The organism is Leptospira alstonii serovar Sichuan str. 79601, from assembly GCF_000347175.1.
Lineage (GTDB): Bacteria > Spirochaetota > Leptospiria > Leptospirales > Leptospiraceae > Leptospira > Leptospira alstonii.
Genome location: NZ_ANIK01000031.1, coordinates 17708 through 40092, shown reverse-complemented (window position 1 = coordinate 40092; position 22385 = coordinate 17708). Strand labels below are relative to the sequence as shown.

16 protein-coding genes and 2 pseudogenes are annotated in these 22385 nt (G+C 42.2%); 8 read left to right on the top strand and 10 right to left on the bottom strand.

What is annotated here, in order from left to right; genetic code table 11:
- Window positions 1–385: transposase (locus tag LEP1GSC194_RS07610; protein WP_036040695.1), on the top strand; the 385-nt coding region annotated here is incomplete at its 5' end.
- A 335-nt stretch (window positions 386–720) separates the two neighbouring features.
- Here the strand turns inward: LEP1GSC194_RS07610 and LEP1GSC194_RS22940 are convergent.
- From LEP1GSC194_RS22940 to LEP1GSC194_RS07600, 3 genes and pseudogenes are all read right to left on the bottom strand, one after another.
- A pseudogene (locus tag LEP1GSC194_RS22940) lies at window positions 721–898 on the bottom strand (IS5/IS1182 family transposase); the annotation flags it as partial.
- The gene (locus LEP1GSC194_RS07605; RefSeq protein ID WP_020773040.1) at window positions 897–1736 is read right to left on the bottom strand and encodes a hypothetical protein; all 840 of its coding nucleotides are present in this window, start codon (window positions 1734–1736) and stop codon (window positions 897–899) included. The gene LEP1GSC194_RS07605 and the pseudogene LEP1GSC194_RS22940, both read right to left, overlap by 2 nt.
- A 50-nt stretch (window positions 1737–1786) precedes the next feature.
- Window positions 1787–2249 (bottom strand): annotated as a pseudogene (locus LEP1GSC194_RS07600) (GNAT family N-acetyltransferase).
- A 523-nt stretch (window positions 2250–2772) separates the two neighbouring features.
- On the opposite strand from LEP1GSC194_RS07600, the gene LEP1GSC194_RS07595 reads away from it, so the two are divergent.
- A complete protein-coding gene (locus tag LEP1GSC194_RS07595) occupies window positions 2773–4038 on the top strand; it encodes an MFS transporter (protein ID WP_020773027.1) in 1266 nt (421 codons plus the stop codon).
- A 141-nt stretch (window positions 4039–4179) separates the two neighbouring features.
- On the opposite strand, the gene LEP1GSC194_RS07590 is transcribed toward LEP1GSC194_RS07595, so the two are convergent.
- The 5 genes from LEP1GSC194_RS07590 to LEP1GSC194_RS07570 all read right to left on the bottom strand — a co-directional run bounded on the left by LEP1GSC194_RS07590 (window position 4180) and on the right by LEP1GSC194_RS07570 (window position 11503).
- Entirely contained in the window at window positions 4180–6162 is a 1983-nt protein-coding gene (locus LEP1GSC194_RS07590; RefSeq protein WP_020773041.1) for an HD domain-containing phosphohydrolase, read from the bottom strand.
- Window positions 6163–6325: 163 nt separating this feature from the next.
- Complete coding sequence (flgE, locus tag LEP1GSC194_RS07585; RefSeq protein WP_020773045.1) at window positions 6326–7720, bottom strand: flagellar hook protein FlgE; 1395 nt, start codon at window positions 7718–7720, stop codon at window positions 6326–6328.
- 27 nt (window positions 7721–7747) lie between these two features.
- On the bottom strand, window positions 7748–8539 hold the full coding sequence (locus LEP1GSC194_RS07580; protein WP_036041740.1) for a flagellar hook capping FlgD N-terminal domain-containing protein: 792 nt from the start codon (window positions 8537–8539) through the stop codon (window positions 7748–7750).
- 15 nt (window positions 8540–8554) lie between these two features.
- Complete coding sequence (locus LEP1GSC194_RS07575; protein WP_020773037.1) at window positions 8555–10147, bottom strand: flagellar hook-length control protein FliK; 1593 nt, start codon at window positions 10145–10147, stop codon at window positions 8555–8557.
- Between the two features lie 645 nt (window positions 10148–10792).
- Complete coding sequence (locus tag LEP1GSC194_RS07570; RefSeq protein WP_036041748.1) at window positions 10793–11503, bottom strand: hypothetical protein; 711 nt, start codon at window positions 11501–11503, stop codon at window positions 10793–10795.
- Between the two features lie 653 nt (window positions 11504–12156).
- Between LEP1GSC194_RS07570 and LEP1GSC194_RS07565 the strand changes: the two genes are divergently transcribed.
- Entirely contained in the window at window positions 12157–12519 is a 363-nt protein-coding gene (locus LEP1GSC194_RS07565; protein ID WP_020773032.1) for a hypothetical protein, read from the top strand.
- Between the two features lie 274 nt (window positions 12520–12793).
- Here LEP1GSC194_RS07565 and LEP1GSC194_RS07555 read toward each other — a convergent pair whose 3' ends face one another.
- Window positions 12794–13102, bottom strand: coding sequence for an LIC_10907 family protein (locus LEP1GSC194_RS07555; protein WP_020773043.1), 309 nt, complete (start codon window positions 13100–13102; stop codon window positions 12794–12796).
- 238 nt (window positions 13103–13340) lie between these two features.
- The gene (locus LEP1GSC194_RS07550) at window positions 13341–14246 is read right to left on the bottom strand and encodes an LIC10906 family membrane protein (protein WP_036041737.1); all 906 of its coding nucleotides are present in this window, start codon (window positions 14244–14246) and stop codon (window positions 13341–13343) included.
- A gap of 547 nt (window positions 14247–14793) precedes the next feature.
- Here LEP1GSC194_RS07550 and LEP1GSC194_RS07540 point away from each other — a divergent pair.
- From LEP1GSC194_RS07540 to LEP1GSC194_RS07520, 5 genes are all read left to right on the top strand, one after another.
- Window positions 14794–15195: a helix-turn-helix domain-containing protein gene (locus LEP1GSC194_RS07540; protein ID WP_020773052.1), complete on the top strand. Its 402-nt coding sequence runs from the start codon at window positions 14794–14796 to the stop codon at window positions 15193–15195.
- Window positions 15196–15728: 533 nt separating this feature from the next.
- Complete coding sequence (locus LEP1GSC194_RS07535) at window positions 15729–17318, top strand: TolC family protein (RefSeq protein WP_036041746.1); 1590 nt, start codon at window positions 15729–15731, stop codon at window positions 17316–17318.
- Between the two features lie 4 nt (window positions 17319–17322).
- Window positions 17323–20973: an Ig-like domain-containing protein gene (locus LEP1GSC194_RS07530; protein ID WP_020773053.1), complete on the top strand. Its 3651-nt coding sequence runs from the start codon at window positions 17323–17325 to the stop codon at window positions 20971–20973.
- A gap of 11 nt (window positions 20974–20984) precedes the next feature.
- A complete protein-coding gene (locus LEP1GSC194_RS07525; RefSeq protein ID WP_020773026.1) occupies window positions 20985–21728 on the top strand; it encodes a lipoprotein in 744 nt (247 codons plus the stop codon).
- On the top strand, window positions 21725–22384 hold the full coding sequence (locus tag LEP1GSC194_RS07520) for a tetratricopeptide repeat protein (protein ID WP_020773031.1): 660 nt from the start codon (window positions 21725–21727) through the stop codon (window positions 22382–22384). Before LEP1GSC194_RS07525 ends, LEP1GSC194_RS07520 begins: the two co-directional genes overlap by 4 nt.
- The last annotated feature ends 1 nt before the right edge of the window (window position 22385 follow it).

The following is a 22385-nucleotide window of genomic DNA, read 5'->3' as shown; positions in this document are numbered from 1 at the left end:
TTTACTTTGTGAGGTATGTGACTTTAAGAGATTTAAAACAGCCGGTTCTTTCATGAGCTTTCTTGGGCTGGTTCCTGGAGAATATTCCAGCGGTTCCAAAAGAAAACAAACGGGGATTACAAAAACGGGAAGTCCCAGACTTAGAAGGATTTTGACGGAAGCTGCTTGGCAGCATCGCTTTCCCGGAACAGGTAGTAAGATCGTAACTGCAAGGAGGGTCGGACAACCTGCGTTAGTCGTTGCTTTAGCAGAAAAAGCTTCCTTAAGATTACACAAGAAGTTTCGTAATATGCAGCAAAGAGGAAAAACACCTCAAGTAATGATAACGGCAGTCTCACGAGAGCTATCCGGTTTTCTTTGGGCAGCGATGAATCTAGTAGCTTAGAGTTAGAATAATGTTTCATCAAATGGTTTTATTCGTTAGAGAAGATGTACGATAAAGGAGGAATACTTGTTGACTCAGTGTTGAAGCAAATTTGAATTTCAAATTTGACCTTCGTTTTTAGACTAAGAACAGCTCCCGATGTATAGATTATCCTGCGGTATCCAACCCGCGAATATCAGTCTGATCAATCGTCGCGAATGCTTTTCTCTAACGAGTTAAACTATTTGATGATAAAAATGCGAAAAAATATTTACGGCTCGGTTGGGTGCGCCATATCAGAGTTTGTCCCGAAATCTACCTTAAAATCATCCTTAACAGAACGATGGCGCATACAAGTTTAAAGAAAGGATTCTCGGTTTAAGCAATTTCTCGTTTCGAAGTACTTTAAATGTTTTTAAAGTAGAAAAAAGTAATTTAGAATCGTAAACGTCGGCAGGGACGATTACAAAAAATTATAGGCGCCGCGCGCCGATCTAAGAGAATGCGCCTTTTAATGGCTCTTTTACCGCGATCATAGTACATGTATCACAGAGCTAAAATCAAACTGATCGCAGGCATAGATCCATTCTTCAATGCGTACGGTATATCCTAACATCTTTGATCTTCTATAATACCCGCAAGCCTTTTGCCAATCACCTTGAAAAAGTATCATAGTCCCTATATTACGAATTAACCACGCGTCATTTGGAAATTGGGATTCCGCTTTTTCTAGTATTTTTTGGGCGTGAGAAATTTGTGATACATCATTATATTTCTCGTTACTTAAATCATTATATAGTTTTTGTAACTGACTATTGTCGGATTTGAAATAAAAATATCTATCTAAAAATCCCGGTAAGTCGTACATGTAGCTCTGCGGCATAGTCGTCCGCCGGATCGATTCAATCACAGCAGAATTTGCGACTCTTATTTCGTGCAAGCCTAACTGACAATTGTCAAAACGAACGGTAATTATTTTACTGAAGTTGAATGAATGCAACGTAGAGCGCAAAGAATTCTTAGGTTGAAATGTAAACTTTCCAACGACTGTAATATAGCCTTGCCTCAATTTGCAGTCTTGATCATGTTCTAACGCGATGCTTATACAATCATTATCATCTAAATCGCATTTTTCCGAATGTACATAATCTCCATTATCTTGAACCAGACCTGAATACAAACTTTTTCCGTCCGCTTCCTTTGTATAAATTACAACGTTAATGCTTCTATATTCGAGTGTAACGGGAAATAATTTTTTTAACGTTCCCCCTTCCTTCGTGGGTGGGAAAAAATAAACCTTACCTCTAGGAATACTGCAAAAGTTAAAAAATATCAATGCGTATAGTGAACTTATTTTGATAATGTTGTTCATATTAAATCCTCGCGATGTCGCCTAACAAAAGAGTCTCCTCGACATTTTTTCTAAAGTAGTTTTCTAAAAAAAATAGCGGAATTTTCGTATCCTATTGATGCAAATCTTTTGCTCTTCTGGTCGCAAGACCAATAAGCTTTGAATTTCTAAATCGAGCCCAGTTTTCGAATTCAGACATTAAAAGTCGAGCAATTCCATGCCTTCTACGATCTTCTGAAACAAAAATTTCTTCAAGCCAAGTAACTTTTCCATTGGCGTAGAGAGTATAATGATCGAATCGAATCCAAGACAATATGCTATAATTTTTTCATTTTCCTCAGCTAATAAAAAGCGAGCAGAAGATTCTTGAATAAGAGAATTAAAACTAATTTTGAATAGCGCATAATCAGTTTTAAAGGAAGTAGCAAACTGCTTTGTAAGGTTGAAAATATTTTCTGCATCTGTTTCGTGGACTTTTTCATTGAATCTTCTATACTTGAGGAGTTCAACCGAATGAAATCTTAAGAACGTAATCGAACCTATATGAGTAAATCATTAACTGGTAAAGTAGCCTTGATTGTGGAAGCTACTCGAGGCTCTGGAAGGGGAATCTCTGTACAATTAGATGCGGCGCGATCCACTGTCTATGCGACCGGAAGAAGCACCCAAAATCAAAAATGAATCGACCGGAGGCGGTTCCGCTCCTTCTCTGGGAATATTCTCAGTATATTGAAAAAAACAAACCGAGCTGTTGAATCTTTTCTCCGACAATCAAAATCCAGGTCTTTCAGTTTCAAAACGAAAAGTTCCGTCCAAAAGGATTTAATCGGTTGTCAAAAAAATATCACTGGAATTGTATCCAAAGGATCGTTATACTTACGTCGTGTCGCAAAACTCACCGAGCGCCAATAGAAGCGAGGTGTTGAGTTGCCCGGAACGACCTGAAATCATAAATGCCGGGGCGGCATTTAGGGTTAAGCTGCAAGACCAAATTCTCAGAATACGCGTATAAACTCCGCAGATCGAACCGTCTATCCTATCGTTTCAAGGAAACAGAATGAAATTCTCATTTACCAAGTATCAAGGATTCGTAGTCGCCTTACTCGCGTTCATTCAATTCACAGTCGTTTTGGATTTTATGATCCTTTCGCCTTTAGGCGTTCAGGTTATGGAGAACCTAAAAATTTCCACCGAAGAGTTCGGTTTAGTCGTTTCCGTTTACGCGTTCAGCGCGGGTGCGTCCGGAATCCTTTCGGCCGGATTTGCGGATAGATTCGATCGTAAGAAGATCCTTCTTTTTTTCTACGTAGGTTTCGTGATCGGAACCGCGTTATGCGGCTTAGCCTTCACCTATCAAGCCTTACTTATTGCAAGAATTGTTACGGGTCTTTTCGGGGGTGTTATCGCCTCTATCAGTTTTGCAATCATCGCGGATCTATTTCCTTTCGAAGTGCGCGGTAGGGTGATGGGTATCGTGATGACCGCGTTTGCGGCTAGTCAAGTTTTTGGACTTCCTCTAGGAATTTTTATTTCAACTCATTGGGGATGGCAGTCTCCTTTTTTATGGATTACCTGTGTCAGCGCGTTCGTAGGAATCGGAATCATCTTCTATCTAAAACCGATCATCACACATCTAAAAACCGCCGATCAGAAGAAAGCGTTTAAACATTTGATTCAAACCGCGATTAAACCGATCTATTTGCCCGGCTTTCTTGCTACCACATTTCTGGCTACCGGTGGATTCATGCTGATGCCTTTTGGAAGCGCCTTTACGGTCCATAATCTTGGAATCCCCCTCGAAGATCTTCCGGAAATCTATATAGCTACGGGTATCGCTAGTATTGCCACAGGACCTTTGATGGGACGTCTCTCAGACGCGATTGGAAAATACGTCGTATTTACAGGAGCTTCCGTGATGGCCATTGCAATCGTCCTATACTATACAAGACTGGAAAATATATCTTTATTGTTTGTAATCTCGATCAACTGTTTGCTTTTCATTCAGATTACCGCTCGGATGATCGCTGCGAACGCGCTTACGTCCTCCATTCCGGATCTACAGGATCGAGGAGCCTTTATGGCGATCTGTTCTTCCTTACAACAAATTTCGGGAGGAATCGCGGCCTACTGCGCCGGTCTGATCGTCGTTCAGACTTCGAGCGGATATTTAAAGGGTTATGAAAATTTAGGATACGTAGTTTCGATTGCCATTCTTCTTACGATCGCCATCATGTATCGAGTCGATCTTTTTGTTCGTAAAAAGTCCGCTGTAGTTCCGCAGGAAACTTTTTCCGTAAACGGAGACGCTTCTTTGAAAAATTAATTCTTCATTTGTTTCTGTTTGATTGAAATGGGCGATTGAAGAGGTCTTGTGAATCTGAACTTACGGAATTTTTAAACAACTCCATTCTTGAAAGTGGACTTTACGCGGGGATGAAATAAAATCTGCGGGTTTTACATTCGCCTAACGTAGATAACCCGAATTGTTCAATCGATCGTAAACTTTTCCCTCGATAAAAATTTTAAGAAGATCCCGATCCACGTGATTTTCCTTCGCTTCCATTTGCAAAATATCCAATGCCCTTTCCAAAGGAACCGCCCTTTTATAAGGCCGATCCTTATCGGTAAGCGCGTCGAAGATATCGGAGATCGTCATAATTTTCGACTGCACCGGAATGGAATTTTCGTCGAGCCCTCTCGGGTAACCGGTGCCGTCCAACTTTTCGTGATGCGCGTGCGCGATGGATGGAATCATTTTCAGATCTCCGGTCCAAGGAATCTTACTCAAAAACTGAAACGTATGTTCCACGTGGGATTCGATCTCCTTTCTTTCCGCAAAATCCAAGGATCCTTTTTTGATCGTCAAAAAACCGAATTCGTACGGAGAGATCAAACGCAGTTTGTCCCCGCCCGTAGTAAAATAATTCACCTTCGCGATTTCTTCCAACATTTGAAAATTAGATTCTTCTAATATGGAAGGTTCGTTGGAATCGACCACGATCCGAAACATCTGATCGAGTTTTTGGTATTCCACCTTAAGTTCGAATTCAAGAGAGGTTTCGTAGTCGGAAAAACCGATACTTCCGTGTTTTTTTAGATAGTCCGTCTTTTTCTGGAGAATTTTGGATTCGATGTCTTTTTTGACGTACTCGAATCTCCAGCGTATCAGTTCGAGTTGGTAGTCTTCCAGTTTTTTGGATTTGACCAAAACTTTTTCCCGAACTCCCACCTTTCCAAAGTCGTGGAGCAAAGACGCATAACGTATTTCTTTGATCTGTTCTTTTGAAAATTTAGCGTCTTTGTATTTACCGTCTTGGACGGAATCGACCGTTTCCGCCAAACCCACCGTTAGAAGGGCCACTCGAAACGAATGACCGCTCGTGGTGGGATCCCTGGATTCGATCGCGTTTACGGACGCGGTCACAAAACCTTCAAAAAGGGTTTCTATCTCCATTAGAAGATTGTTATTCTGAATCGCAACCGCCGCTTGTCCCGCGACGCTCATCACAAGCTGAGCGGAATAATCGTCGAAGGCGAAAACGTCCTCTCCTTTCATCTGTTCGACGGTCAGTTTCTGATTGAAATTCCTCTTTTTGTTTATGAGTTGAATGACTCCCACAACTTCGTTCCTATGATTTTTCATAGGGACTACGAGCATCGATTTCGTATGATAATTGGAAAGGACGTCGAAGTTACCGTTGAACTTATATTCGGCGTCCTTGGGCAAATCATAAACGTTGGGGATGTTCAAAATTTTTCCGGTGTCGGCTACGTAACCCGCAACGCTGGATTTGTTGATCGGAAGTAAAAATTCTTCCGTATCGATATGCATGGATGAAATTTTAAATCTAAGATTGCGAACGAATCCCAACTCGTCCTTTTCTACGAGGTATAAGGATCCGGAATCGGCGATCGCTATTTCTCGCGCGCTGAAGATAATTTCTCGGAGGAGTTTGTTGAAATCCTTTTCGTCCGCAAGACTGATTCCGATCCGAGTCAGCTTCGAAATTTCATACTTGGTTGTGTTGACCTTATGCTGAAGATCGAACTGATCCGTGATCATTTGAAGTTGAGTGAACGCGTTGAGAAAGGTTTTGTTTAAGATCATATCAGAAGACGATTCCGGTAGGACCGAAAAAATCAGATCTTCTTCGATTTTTAGATCTTTTGAATGAACGTAATCCAAGTTTTCGTTCAAGATAAAACGACTTAAGATCAACGGGTTTCTCTGAAATTGTTTATGAATTTTTCTTTGCGTTTCTTTGAGATTGGAAACGGTCAAATAGAAGACGATGTTTAAAAATCCGATGGATTTGCGGATGGATTCGGACTGAAAGAATTCTTTAAAATCTAAAAACCGCACATCTAAGCGATGAGCGATCGGATCTAACCTTTTAACGATGGAACTGAAGTCCGTGACTATGTATTTAGGAAACTTCTGACTCATCTACCAGGAATCAATGAAACCATATTGGAAAGATATAGGAAAGAGAATTTTTCTCCGAACTTTGCAAAAAAATAGAAGGAATCTATAACTTGAGATGTATGAAATTTAGATTCCTCTTCGACTCATATCAGTAGGTCGAAGAGGAAATCATTGAAAAAGAAGATTAACGTTTGAGTCCCAAGACTTCCTGAATCATCTGATCGGAAGTTGTGATGGTTCTTGAGTTGGCTTGAAATCCCCTTTGAGTCACGATCATATCCGTAAACTGATCGGAAAGATCCACGTTAGACATTTCAAGAAGACCCGCGTTGATCTTACCCCTTCCCTGTACTCCCGCCTCACCGATGTTAGGTTCTCCCGAGTTCATGGAATACGCGAACATAGTATCTCCCGCTTTGTCCAAACCCGCCGGATTGTTAAAAACCGCAGTCGCGATCCTTGCAAGAGGCTGACGGACTCCGTTTGAAAACACTCCCGTTACCGTTCCGGAATTATCGATCGAAAAGGATTCCAGATAACCCATCGTATAACCGTCTTGTTTAACCGCTTTTGTGGTAAAGTCGGAGGAGAATTGAGTGATCCCGTCCACCATTCCCGCTTCACCGAGATTCAGATCAAAACTTTGAACCGCAGGGTTTCCCGCGATTTTAAAAGACATCTTTGCACTCAGCTTACCGCTGTTCATCGAGTCCACTCCGTCGGAAACATAGACGAGTTTTCCGTCGGGAGTAAAACCGAATTCCAACTCCGTGTTTCCCGGAAGTTGTGTGTTTTGCCCTCCGGTTCCGGAAACGTCCGCGGAAAGTTGAGTCGCGTCGGTCATACTCACACGAGCTTTCCAAGTGTTATCTCGAACCTTATAAAATTCCATTTTGAATTCTCTCTGAATCCCTTGGTCGTCAAAGGTCTTAATCGTAGTTACGTGACCTCTTCTCATCTTAGGATCCGGATCGTTGATCATCGCGGTGATTTCGTCTTGAGTCGCGTCAGGCGGAACCGCAGGAGCGGAAGAGTTCAGGTTGGATTTGAAATCGATCTGAGAAGTCGCTCTCGCGGGTTCTTTAGAATATACAGGAATGATAATGTCTTCGATCGAGGCGGAGGAATTGATGAACTTGTTTCCTTTATCGTCCAGTCTTGAATTCCAACCCTGAACCTTGAGTCCGTTCGCCGGGTTTACGTAGTAACCGTTTTTATCGAGGTTGAATGCTCCGGCTCTCGTATAGAATTGTTTGTCTCCGTCTTTAACGATAAAAAATCCTTCTCCGGACATAGCGACGTCCGTATTTTTTCCGGTGGTTTGAAGAGAACCTTGAGTCATGATCTTATCGATCGCCGCGATCAAAGAACCCAAACCTACTTGTTGAGGGTTCACACCACCGATATTCTCCTTCGGTTCGGAAGCGCCTCTGAGTTCCTGAGAAATCATATCTTGAAACGTAACACGTTCCGTTTTAAAACCGTGAGTGTTCACGTTGGAGATGTTATTTCCAATGACATCCATTCGGACCTGGTGGTTCTTAAGTCCGGATACACCGGAATAGAGTGACCTCATCATAAAGCTGTTACCTCGATTATCCTTTGTTTATTCGTATGAATTGCTTTTGTTTTTTCCCGGAAACTTCCAGTCCGAAATTTTTTCTTCGGCCGCCGTTTTATCTTTTAACTCGGGAGCTTGTTCAATTGCGGGTGTGATTTCTTTTTTTTCCGCTTTTATCTGCGATACATTGGGCGGGACGACCGCTTTCTCCGGAAAAGCGGTGTTAGGCGACGTTTCCGTAGAAACTTCTTTCTTTTCCGTTTTTAATTGAGGCGCGTTAGGCGCCATTTGCGGAGCGGGAGCGGACTGAGCCTGCGCTTGATTGAAAGCCGCTTCCTGTTCCTTGAGAACGGTAGGATCGCTGACGAGAGAGATTTGCTCCACGTCGATGGATCTTCCGTTGACACGAACGAAAGTTTTACCTTCTCCGTCGAAGAAAAGAGCGCCCGCGATACCCGCGATGCTTTCACCGCTTACGAAGTCGGGACCGGAAACGAGTTTACCGACGAGAGAAAAACTCTGACGGTTCCCCATCTTTTGAATTCCGGTGGAGATGTTATTCATCTGTTCGAGAGAAGAGAACTGCGCCATCTGCGCGATGAAGTCTTGGTCCTTAACCGGGTTGGTCGGATCTTGGGAGGAAAGCTGCGTTATGAGTAGCTTTAAAAAATCATCCTTACCGAGGGACTTAACCGTGGAACGAATTTCGATTCCTTTGAGACCGTTTTTTTCTTCCTTCTCCAGATTTTCCATGTGGTTCCGGATTTTAAAACTTCTGTCTCCTTCGAGGTAACGATCTCTGGTAGCTTGTTGGCTAACGCCCACTGTTTCTGGCATGATTTTCTCCGAGTCCTATACTTTCAGATCGAGCAGTTTCTCGGTTTTCCCATCGGTTTTTTCCGCAAAACCATGAGACTCTGAAGAATTTTCTTCAAAAGAAAGTTCATCTTCTTCGTAAGAAGAATTTTTAAAATCATTGTTCCATTCTTCCCCGAACTCGGATTGGAAGGAATGCGAATCTTTTCCGTTCTTATCGGATTCCGCGTTAAAAGCGAAAGCCTCTCCTTTTTCCTTAACTTCGATCACGAGGGATTCGAGTTCGAGTCCGTTTGCTTTGAGGTCTTGTTTTAAACTCGCGAGCTCGGCGACTAACTGCTGTTTAACGGAATCTGATTCCACGAGAAGTTTACCTCGAACGATATCCTTGTCCGTAGAAATGGAAAGAGACATCTGGCCCAAATCTTTCGGGTTCATCCGAATGTTTGCTTCCGTTTTTCCATTCTCAAGAATGGAAACTCGCGCAGAACGAATCAGGTTCTGAAAATTTTGTTGAATGTCTCTTTTGGAAAGAACATTAGATTCCTTTGATATGGAAAAATCCTTTCCGAGTGTGTGTGATTCTTTTCCGGGAGAAAGTGGGGCTCCGACTCCTTTTACGAGAGAAGAATAAGAATCTCCTCCGCCGGAACGAAAAGATTGTTCCTGTCCCGATTTACCGGAAGAATTTTCGGAGAATTGATTGAGGACTGCGGTTTTGATTTCTTCTCTTGCGGAAGATTTTAGATTTATATAAGAATCCGTTTTTTTGTCTCTGCTGATTTTCCATTTTTCGGAATCAAGAGCCAGTTCTTTGGAAACTTCGGTTTTTGTTTCGTCCACACCTTTCAACGAGGTTTCTTTATGGGGGAATCCTTTTCCGTTTTCTTTGGATTCCTTGGAATTGCTTTCGTTGGGACGAGAGGCCGATTCCGTATCGGATGGGGACAATTTAGATTCCTCTTCTCGAATCGTTTCTTCCTTTTTGGAGACTTGACGTTTTAAATCCTTCGAACCCTCGAGAACAAGAAAAGGGTTTTCCTTTTCTTCGAGAAAAATTTCGGATTCTTTTTCGAGGACGACTTCGTTTAACAATTCAGGTTTTTCTTCTCTGGAAAAAAAACTTTCGATCAGTTCGTTTGTGGGTGCGGGTTTTGATTCTTGAGTTTCGATTGAAACTTCTTCTATGATTTCGGTTTGGAGTTCGTCTAAAATCGCGGATTCGATTTCCGGATCGACGGTTTCGTTCGGTTTGGCTTCCGCAACAAGAAACCAAGGTAGCGCGTTTACGTTAGTCGCTTCTTCAACGACTTCTAATTCTTCCCCCTCTTGTGCCGGACCTTCCGTTTCCGTTCCGACTTCTTCCTTTGATTTTGTCGACTCGGTTTTTTTTTCATCGACTACTTCTTCATTCTCTTCCATTGTCTCGGAAGTTTCCGTCTTTGAAAATGTGTTTTGAATTCCGGCCAGAGTTGCATCCAATCCCTTCTGTGCGGACCCTTGTAAAGATTTCATCAGGTCGAGAAAGGAATTTTTTCCGATCGGCCCCGCCAAACTCGGTAAGGAAGTAGGTTCGTTATGTTGTCGTGGTTTGAATTCTGAAATGGATAGATCACCGGAAATATTCATACTGCGCTCCGTAGTATTTAAAATCGATCTTTCGCGGAATTCCTTGAAGGTTTTTTAAATTAGGGAACTTTTTATGATCTATTTTTCTTTTGTAAGAGAAAATTGCGCTGCGATCCTTGCTTGCGAATTGGAAACAACTCTTTATTTTAGAATTCTGTCGGAACAAATTCTCATTTTGTTTTTAATTTAGGTTATGTCGCTTTGAGATGAGTCCATCCCGGTATTGTCGCATAAATTTTCTATTGGGTTTGAAAACGCCGTTTGATGACATAATTGATTGCTGTGCCAGTTCCTAATCCCTAGTCAGATCCCTAAAATGTGGGAACTCCAACGTATTAGGGATCAGTGGAGATAGGAGTCAGATGTCGGATTGACCTTGCCTAACGTGAGTACCAATAATGCAAAAGCGATTATTATGTTGTCACCCAGGAAACTCAAGCGGACGCCTTTCTATGGATCGGCGTCCAGGGAGTCGTTGCACTCGAACTTCTTATTCGCCCAAACTTTCTCCACTACTGATCTCTATAAAATTGAGCACCGTTAATTTTTATCGCAAAATACTACTTCAATGCTAAATATTATATCTTTATTATATAGCTATGAGTAATTCACGTTAATATAACATCCGATCTCTAATCGAATACATTAGATAAAATGAATTTTCAAAGGTTTAAGTTCAGCCGACAAAACGGGAATCGGAGTCACCAGACTTCCCAGACGAACAAACACATTTCGTTTTGTTGCGATTGGAAAACGGTCGAGTTCTTGAAAATGAGACGTAAAGTGCGCTCCCTTGGCCCAAGGACCGACAATGTCGGCGGTATAATCGTTACGAACAAGAAGTCCGTCTTTGTCGAAAAGATAAGATTGTTTTTTACAATGTGTGTGAAGATGCTGCGGGAACTCCGCATCGATACGAAACCTACCGTCGGCAAATTCGACTTTTCGAACAGCGTATTCTTTTAGAATAAAGGGAACGCTTGAATATTGAGTTATCGCATAACCGAAAAAATACGAAGCATCCAGAGGACTCCAACTTCTGTATTTTTTCAAGCCGTAAAAATTGTCCCTGTAATTTAGAAATTCGAACGAAATCGGATCTTCGTCCATATTAAAAATTCCTACTTTACCATTTTCGAATACTATTTTTTTTCCGGGAACCGGATATTCCGAAAATTCGGCCGTAAAGTACTTTGGAAAAATTCGCACATGACCGTGTTTATTAAAAGTTCTACCGAGTCCTTTCAGAAACGGAAGTGGACCTCCTAAACGTTGAAAATAAAACTCTACGGAATCCAAACGATTCCAAAGTTCCCATCCACCGTATCGATCCACGATTTTTTCAAAGTAATCCATGTGAAAAACCGAGTTCTTTTTCATTTCAAAAAATTATCCAAGAAATCAAATTCTTGCTCATAAGACCCATTTTTAAAACTTTTTTTGCGGATTTTTTTTAAAATATCGAATTTACGCGCAATTTAACCTGCGTTCGGCGTAAGAAAAGCCTTGGCTCTTAGCGGAGCTAAGATGAGCGATCCATAGAGAGTGGTGTTGCCGGTCCAGGAAGTGTTTTGCTTTAGTTTTTACACTCGATCGCTTTCGCATTTTTTATAATCTGTTGCTAAGTAAGACGGGACGGGAACCTTAAATCAAACTCACATAATTTACCGCAAAACAAGGAAGGAGAATAAGGTCGCTATGAAAAGAAAAGTTTATGTGCGATTGAATGTCCGTAAAGAAACGATCGATATGTTTGCAAAAATAAAATTAAGAATAGTATAAAAAGAGAATTGAGTAAAACACGAAGATAAGCGGAAAGATGGATTCATCTTTCCATTTTGAAAGAAGTCCTAAGGGAATATATGACAGGTTTCAACCGGGCCTATAAAACGATGACGTTAAAATAATATTCAATATTTATTAAATACTATATCGAAAAGGATTTTGACTTTACTTTTCCAAAGGTTCTTCGATTTTGAAGGAATACAAGTATTACGGAAGATAACTTTATGAATAAAAAAGGAATTCGTTTTAGAAACGCTTTATCGATTGGAACCGTTTGTGCGGTTTTAGAAGGTTTGCTCGTTTTTTTTGCAGACCCAACGGCTTCTCGATGGGTTTTAATTCAATCGATGTTGTTTTGGTTTTCCTGCGGATGTATCGTGACTCTTGCGGAAACCGGATTGCCTAAGACGATAGGTTCGATTCTGCTCACGGAATTATTAAATTTGCCTTGGTTTATAGCATTGGTCGTCATTCCGAAACAATATTCTCATTTGCTTCCTCTGATCGTAGCGAGTTTGATCTTCGGGGTTATCATAGGTTTTTTGAATAAAGCGTTAAAAACTCCCGTTCCTAAGTTTGCCGAATAAATATATTAGAATGATAATATTCTAATTTTAGAATGTTTTTTAAACGATCAAAAGATTATTCGAATCGATTCGGATTCATCAACGATTATTATGTTGTGATCCATAGAAGCAGCATTGAGTTAGATTTCGAAGGAATTTTCGCATTATGTTGCGACCGAAGAAACTTAAGCAGATGCTTCTCTATAGATCGGCATCCGGGTAGCGACGTTGAGTTTCCTATTCGTTCAAGCTTTTTCTACGAACTTACGTTAGATAAGATCGAAAAAGTTGGTTCCTAACCGCCGATTAAATTTGTATTTTCGTCTCGTATTTCTTTCAGCCGCTTTTCAAGCGATTCTAATTCGCTTTCAAGATGTATTTTTTCCGAAAAGATACTTCTTAGTTCCCTTTTCATCCATTCATTTCGTCTTAATAGGATTTTCTTTTGTAGATACAATCTTTGAATCAGAATGATATACCTGAGTTCTTTCGGGGCTTTTGTTCGGAGATTTTTATATTCGGTTGCGAGTCGAAGTCGGTTCCTGAATTTCGGCAACGAGCCTAAAAAAGCTTCCAATTCCGCTGGATCATACCACTTCGACATATCGCCCCCGTTATTGTGTGAGGAACGCCGTTGGCCTTTGTACGCCCGTAATTAAAACCGGGAGTAGGCGGATTTTATACCGATTCAAATCGGTCGGCTGCTCGAAATAAATCCGGGTAAAAAAATTGACCCGATTCGGATTCGAAAAATACTCACGTGCAACAACTTTGCATATATCAGTGATATATGTCAATGATTATTATCACAATTTGAATTTTTCGAACCCTCTCTGTGCGAACTATTTAAAATACTTTCCGAATCTTCTCGAAAGGATTTTTGCTCTTTCGTCCACCGATATTTCACCGGTATTTTCGGCTAAATAGAAGTCTTGGATGAGAATTTGTTTCGTGATCTCCTCTTTTGCCTTCGAACTTTTTTGAACGAATCTCATCGGATCCAATTTCCCCATGAGTTTCAAAAAAGGTCTGGATGCGAGTCGATTGATCATAGAAATTCTCTGACCTTGGATCAGGCTGGCCTTGATTTCAAAAGCATCATAGTGCAAAATCGCAACCGCCCAGCAGAGTGAACCGATGGAAAGTCCCAGAGATGACAAATATGCTTTGTAGACCCCCAAAAACGGCAGCAAATAGATAAACGTCAAAGTGACCGGCATCGCAAACAAGGAACCAAGAAGTATTAAAAAGAGTCTTACCTTATCGTTTCCTCTTTTAAGTCGCATTTTTTTCAGAATCGCCACAAACGACAACAGAACCCAAAAGCTGGAAAAGCCGATGATCAAATGGTAATTCAAACTCAAATCAAAAACGAAAGTATTCGGATCTCCCAATACCACCATTTTCTGGCTAAAAGAAGCCCAGGTGAAATAGGAAAATCCTATGATACCCAGGACCAGCGATTGAATCGGAATTTTCTGACTGCCGTTCTCCATCTTTTTACAAAGAAGATACAGAATGAAAGTCGCCATGGACATCGGAAGAAACGTTATGTTCAATCCGAAATTGCGGTATTCAGGCGGGAACTGACCTCGAAGGCCTTGAATGCAGAGCCAGAGCGCCATACATATATTCAAAAACAGGAATAAAGTTTGTAGTTTTTGTCTTGGTTTTAAACTAAAGACATAAATCCCGAAAAACAAATGGAGAAATCCCGTTAAGACTGGAATTAAATGGTTAAGGTTCATACGCTAATTCTTCACTAAAGTTTAATATTGGTCTTCGCTTTGTCGATTACTATAGCTTGGATCGGACACGGTAAGAAATTCACGCTGATACAACTGCACGTTAAGTGTATCCGGTCAGAACGAACCGGATCTCAAACTTTTCTGAGTGTTCTTTCTGGTTCCGATAAAATTGCTACGGTATCGATTTTCTTTTCTTTCAATTCGATACGAAATCGGAGACGGTTTTCAACCGGATTCGCATCGGAAAATTTTTTGAGAGGGGAAATGCGCTCTGGAGAGGGGATCGAAAAAATAAAGAGTTTTACCGAAAGTCTCTTTTTTGGCGGTAAAAACATAATCTTTATCCACTGATCTCTTTTTTATGACTTAAAACAAGGCAAAAGAAATTACTATATTTATTTTTTTGGAAATTATGACCCATGGACAGCGACTGAACCGACATTTGAATTGATTTTTTGAAAGTTGTACTATTAATGGATTTTCCAAAGACATGTTGGTATTATTTTAATACCAGTGTCAACAAAAAAGTATTATTCTAGGACATGTTTTGAGCGAGCAAAAAAAAAGATTAAAAACCATACTCTTAAGTTTCAAAGGGAATCAAAGTGAGTTTGGGAACACGATCGGCAAGTCGAAACAAACGATCAGCGGTTGGCTCAGCGGTAGATTTCCGGTACCGGAGGACGCTGCAATTACGATAGAAATGGTGCACGGATATCGAAGAGAATGGCTTCTTGAAGGTAAATTGCCGAAAAAGGTGGCGCGCCAACGGATATCTCGGATAAAAACGAAAGAAATCGAATTCGAAGCGGTTTTATTGAAAAAAATAACCGCAAAAGAAGGTTTATCTAAAATGATCGAAATATTGGCGATTTTACCTAAAAAAGAATTCGAAATCGCACAAAAATTAATTTTGAGTCTGGCAAAGAAAGAGATCGAAAACAATTAAAATAATTTAACTCAAAAAACCTTTCTTGATTTTAAAATGCCGTTTAAGTCGGATCGATTTTCTTTGCGAGAATCTTAATGATTTCCTTCCAGTCTTGTCGCTTAATGATTTCAAGTAAATCTTCCATTCCTCTTTGCTAAGACCCGATTTCGAAAATCGGAAAGGCCTTATCATTGATTTAATAAATGTGCGAAAGATTTAGGGCGTTATTTCTCTTATCGTTTTTAGAAAATACTAAAATCCAATAAATTTATACCACAATTGAATTTATATTGACTGAAATATTACACCGAAGTACTTGGGTTCAAATGTGCCTTGTGATATCTCATAAAATTAGCGATCACAATGTGTGGGTCCGGAAACGGGACTCCCGCGAACCACAAACAAATTTTAAGAAATGTTTTCGATTTTTCTGGACATCCTTACATTCGGCACTCAGTTTCGAGTGCGTTTTTTTTCTTAAAAATCGGCGGAAAACAAATCTATACAGGATCGAAATGCCGAAAAAGGGGGTTATCGGCGATTTTTCGATCCTGTTTGCGCGTTTTATCGTTCTCCTTCTTTGTGTCTGCACCGGAATCGACGCTTCCGAAAGGAAAACCTTAAGGATCAACTTGGAAACCGCGACTCAAATAGCGTTAACAAACTATTATCTCTTATTATCCCTCAAAAACAAAAATGCCGCGATAAAGGAACTCATATCGGAACGATGGAGGGATTTGCTGCCTACTCTGGGCGTCAATATGACGAGACAGAGATACATCATTCAGGATTCGAACGACTATATATACAATGCGATTTTACTTAACGTGGACCAGATCGTTTACGACGGGGGAAAAAAGAAGCTGGATCTCGATATCGCTCAGTTGGAGGAAATATTAACCAGAGAGGATTTTAAGATCACGTCTTCGAAAGTGAGATTGGAAGTTGAAAAAACTTTCATAAACACGTTAGTCGCTCTTGCCAAGGTCGCACTCAACAAGAAGTCGGTGGAACGAGCCAAAGAACAGCTGAGACTTGCGAAATTGGAGGCGAAACTCGGTTTTACAACGCAGATTCAGGTTTTGAGCATAGCTTCCCGTCTTCAGGAAATCGAATTCTCCTTGGTGAAATCCGTAAACGAATATCTAAAGGCAAAGAACGATTTGAAGTTGGCTATGAGTTTGGACCATCTATCGGATCTAGTAATAGAAGGGGACTTACTGACGGACTTTTATATTTCCTATCCCGATTTCAAAAAGGATACCCTGATAGCAAACGCGCAAAACCAAAGATCGGAAATCGTCAGAATCAAAATTAACAATAAAAAATTAGCGAAGGAACGCGAGCTGGCCGAAAACGCATGGATTCCTCAGATATCGGTCGGGGGTTCCTACGGAAGAACCGGAGTAACTTATCCGCTGCAAAACGATACGTGGAATGTGAACGTAAAAGTTGTTTTTCCTTTGGGCGGCTCCACCAATACGACGACTGAAAATCTCGGTATGCGTTACAACAACCAAGCGAGCAGCGGGTTTGCCGGAACGGTCAATCCTAATTTTAATGCGGCAACATCCAATAATCTGCAAGTTCTCGATAACATGAGTTATTCGAGAAAGGTAATGGAAAGTAAGATAAAGATGGGCGATTCCATCGCCGAAAAAAAACGTTTGGAACAGTCCATCGCGATTGAAGTGGATAAGGCGAGCGACGTTGTCAAAGAATCCTACGATTTAATAACGATCGGAAGCGGAATGGTTTATTTTCGTTACGAGAGTATGCGCTTGATGAATACCAAAATCCAAGTCGGGGAAGCGAAAAGGTCGGACATACTTTTTGCCGAAACCGAACTTGTGGGCGCTCAGGAAAAACTTGTGGATGCGATCGGAAAATATTGCACCTCCGTTTACGAATTGGAATGGGTATCGGGTTTACAACCCGATTCGTTGAAGTTGTTCAATTATAAGCCGAATCACGGAAATACGATTCTTCCGTTGATCTTGCAAAACCGACCTATTCCCAAATCGAAAGTCAGCGAAAACTTTAAAGTTAAGGACATCGAAGAATATTTCAACTCCTCGGATACCGATCTCGAACCGGACGGGGGTTTATTGGACGCATACGACCCCCTCAAAAAGAAGTAAACCTATGAAACAGAGCAAACAATTCAAACATCTCGTTTTTTTAATATTCCTATCCTGCATCGGTCCGTTTCTGATCGATTGTAGTAAACTCGAAAATAAATTCAAAAATTGGATTCCATTGGATAACAATCCCGCTTCTCCGAAAGTGTTGTATTCCATTCCCTCTCCCGGACAAACGGGCGTTTTAAGGGATCAGAAAATCGTGATGACCTTCAACAAGCCGATCGACGAACAAAGTTGTATCGGTGCGTTTTCGGTTCAACCCGGAGTGACCGGACTTTTCGAAATCAACGGAAGCACCCTTACGTTCACCCCGAACAAAAGATGGCAAGGCGGTATAACGTATTTGGTGAATCTTTCCAATCGATGCGAGGACCAGGAAGGCCGCGATTTGGAAAAACCCTACAGTATCAGTTTTTCGGTAAGCACGGACGTTCTTCCTCCCGACGTGATTTCGATCGGCGGACGGAAAAACACGACCGGTTGCCTCATTACCGATCCCATATTAGATTTTGTTAATTTTCCAAATAACTTTTACAGTACAACCGACGTTTGTGTCAACACTCCGATCGTGGTGAAATTCACCAAACCGATGGACAGAGGGACCGTCGAATCGAATTTTCTCACCGTTCCTCAAATGGTCGGATCGTTCGTTTGGAGCAATAATAATACGATTTTGACTTTTACGCCTAGGGAGGCTCTTACTACCGGTCTTACTTACGTTTTAACCATTTCTCAAACGGCACAAGACACGTCGGAAAATCCTTTGGGTAAAAACGTCTCCGCAAGTTTTACGGTCGGAACGGAAATCGTGAAACCCCAAGTGTTGATGCAGGACGGATTTATACAAAACGCGGCGGGTTGTTCTCCCGGTACACTTGCTTCCACATTATTTCCGGGCGGTCTTTTTAACGCGGTCGGTTTGTGTTCCGGTATCGTTCCGGGTTTTCAATCCTCTCCGATCATCATCGATTTTTCGGAAGCGATGAATTTAGCGACGACGGATTCGAACGTCAATATATCGCCTAACATCAACGGTATTAAAACCTGGTCCGCAAGTCCGAACGGCGCCTGCGGTTCCACGGGGCCCTGCGGAACTGCGAGCCGGTTTACGTTTACGCCTGTTACTCCCTGGCAACATTCCGTGACTTACACGGTCACCATTTCCGGTAATTCAACGGACCTTGCCGGAAATCTCCTCGGTCAAAATTATTCGTTTTCGTTTACGGTCGGTCAGGATTTTCAAATTCCGAGAGTGATCTTTCAAGACGGTTTTATAAACACGGGAGCGGGTTGTGCTCCCGGAACCCTTGCGTCAATTCTCGATCCGATTAACGGAATCCGAGATAAGATGGGAGCTTGTTCGGGTCTTTCCCCCGCTTCTGCGAACACTCCGATATTCATTCATTTTAGCGAATCGGTGATTCAATCTACGGTTGAAAATGCGTTGAGTATTTCTCCGAATATTCTGGGAACAAAAACCTGGCTTACAAGCGGGAATGCGTTATGCGGTTCTACCGGTCCTTGCGGAAACAGCAGTCTTTTGGTTTTTACTCCAAGCCAGGATTGGCAAAACACTACTTACACGCTTTCGATTCCTGGTTCCGCGATGGATTTGGACGGAAATACGTTAGGCTCCTCTTATTCGTTCTCTTTTACGTTCGGGATAGATCTTCTCCCGCCTAGAATGGACTTTACGACCGGTCCGTTGTTAAGCGACTTGGCTCCCGCCTGCGGGAATTTGGGTCTCACTCCGATTCCGAATTTGACTACGAACATATGCAGCCAAACGAACGGAACTAAGTTCCGAGTTCGATTTAACGAGCCGATGGATCAAGCCGCGACTACGAATGCGTTCTCCTTGACTCCGTCGGTTACGGGACTCATCACTTGGCCTGCGCCTACCGAATTGCTCTTTACCCCGTCTCAAAATTTGAATTTGTTTGCCCAGTATAAACTTACGATTAGCACCGCTGCCAAAGATCTTGCGGGCAACGCGATGGTTTCCGAGTTCATCAGCTTCTTTACCACCGGAAACGGTGGTCCCGTAAACGGAACACCTCCCGCAATATTGAACGTTTTATCCGACGTTGCCACGGGACCCGGTGGTTGCGACGGCGGTATGGATGATTCCTTGTCCGCGTCTTTCATAACCAACGTTTGCACCGACAACGTGGGGACCGGTCAAGGGGCCTCTTTCGAAGTCATATTCAGTAAGAATATGGATCAAAACGCAACTTCTCAGGCGTTCTCGATCAGTCCGAACGTTTCGGGACTCATCTCTTGGACGTCTCCGACGACTCTTCGATTTATCGCCGCTCAATCGCTCAATCCGAACACTCAGTACGTGATTTCGATCGGTCAAAACGCAAAAGATTCGGGAGGGATTCAGATCCAAAACGCTTATCTTCTTTATTTTCTTACCTCTCCGCTCGGCGGTTTTCCTGCGGTCAATTCCATAGACGTGTTCTCGGGAACTCTTGCGAATTGCCAAGCGGGTCTGGGTATCATTGCGAACATTCTCGCTGCGACCGTGAACAACGGATGTACGGGAAACCCCGCCATCAATCCGATCGTAGTTACCTTTTCGGAACCGATGAATTCGTCCTCTCTCAGATCCGGATTTTCGGTTTCTCCTTCGGTGACGGGACAGTTTACATTTCCGACCGCAAACCAGATGGTTTTTACTCCGGACGTTGCGTTCCAGTACGGTAGAAGATACAATATTTCCCTTTCCACTTCCGTGACGAATACTTCGGGCAAAGGACTTAGGAATCCGGTAAACGCGACTTTCGTCGTGGGAGCGCTTGATTCGAACCAACCCGTCGTGACCGGAATCGATTTTGAAGTCGATGGGGACGGTGACAATTGCGGCGCGGCGCCCAACGACGTTCTCAATTCCCAAAGCGGCACGCTTACGAATAACGTATGCACCGGCGTTCCGATCGTGATCCACTTCAACGAACCGATGGATCCGGCCTCCACTCAAAACGCGTTATCCGTTTCTCCTTCGGCGAATTTTGCGATCACCTTCGCCGGAAACGATATGACCTTAACGCCTTTGATCGCGCTGACCAGCAGACAAAATTACACTTTGACGATCTCCACTTCGGCAAAGGATTTGGCCGGTAATTCCCTTCAAAATTCATTTTCTCTAATATTCAGAACCGAGAATAATTCTCCGCAGGTGATCGCGATCGGCAGAGGAAATCAAGCCAACTGTAATAGTATGGCGGTTACGACCGGATGTTGGTGGCAGGCGGGAACTCCTTTTCTTCCCGCTTCCTCTTATTCGTTCACTCCGGGTTTGCAGGCTTGTCCGGCGGATTCCACTTCGGATAACATCGTAATCGTTTTCAATCAACCGATGAACACGATAAGTACGGTAAACGCCGTGAACATAAGCGCGATCTCCCAGGTTCCCAACAGCGCCTCCTCCATATACAAGGGGAGATGGGTATGGAGCGATAGTGATCGGGTTTTGACGATTTCGATGACGGACGTGGGTTTGACCTGCGGGTTCGATATCCTGTTCAATACGGGTATCGGAGGGGTGAATTATCCGCTTTATATGATTCAAATCGACCAATCGGCCACGAATACGAACGGGACCGCCTTGTCTTCCCAATTCAGTTTTTTCTTCGAAAGCAATTAAAAGAGGATACTATGAAAAAAATTTTCTTATCGATCGTATTACTCTCACTCGCGGCGGTTTTCTGGGATTGTTCGACTATATCGAAACTATTTCGTTCGGCCGGAAGTTATCAAGTTTATGTGATGAAGTCCGAAGAAAATTTTCCTTTAGCCATAGGAAAGATAGTCAGTAGGGACGCGAGATTCTCGCCTTATCTTATGGAAAATTTCAAGGATATGCTTCAACTGCATTTTATGGCGGAAGGATATTCCGTTAAGGAGATGCCCGAGGAAAAATCCTTGAGAAAATTACTTTCGCAAGGGATCTCGAATTCCGAATCCGTCGAGCCCGCCGGGAAAAAGGAAACGAATCCGATTGCGAACGAAACTCGAAGCGCGGAAAATACGACCAATTTAAAGGAATTACTTCCCGAAAATCTCCGCCAGGTCCTGGATAAGGGAACAGTAGTAGGATTTTCTAATATATCTAAGGATGTGCAATTCGGCGATTTTCTTTCAAGCGAGGAGATAAAACTTTTATCCGGACGAATGGGAATCCGCTATTTCGTTCAGGGAGCGGTGGGTAACAACGACTCCGGAAACTTATTGGAAGAGGATTTCAATTCGTTGGTATTTCTCAAAGTCTACGATTCGAACGGGGTTTTGAAAGGCGGCATTACCTACGTCGTAAACGGACGAACCTTAAACGAAGCGAATCTTTTGAAAGAAGTTTGCCGAAATATTTCCAATAGGATGAACGTTCTCCTAAAACAATGAAAACACGATATAAACATTCGCATAAGAACTTTTTTGTTCCTATATTGGTACTCATCGCCGCTGCGACGTATTCCTGTAAGAAAGAATCCGAAAAGTTAAAGTCCTTACAAAGGGACGCGGATCTCGCCTACATTAAACAGGATTTAAACGGAGCGCTTGCGCTTTTTTCGCAAGTGTTGGAAATCGATTCGGACTCGACGAGAACGATGATCATGTTGGGAAAAATCCATTATTATAAAAAGGATTTTGAAAAGGCCGAGGAGATGTTTGAAAACGCCGCAAACAAGGACAAATGTAATTCCAACGCGGCTTATTGGCTTTCAAAAGTCCAAAGTTTACAAAACGAAAGTAGAACGGAAGCGAAGGAACGCCTCCAACTCGTAATCAATCGTATTCCCAACCAATGGGAAGTTCAATACACACTCGGCACCGTGTTGGAGTCCGAAGGAAAAATAGAAGAGGCCTTTTCCTTATACAACCAAGCTAAGGGAGAGTCGTCGAAACTCGCACTTATATATCTACGATTGGGAAAAATTTATCAAAAAGCCCAAAGCGAGGAGATGGCAGATCGTTATTTTCAAAAAGCCAGACTTATCTCCGAAGAGAATCCGGACACGGCCAAAATGATCGAGTCGGAAATAAACAAAAAACAATAAA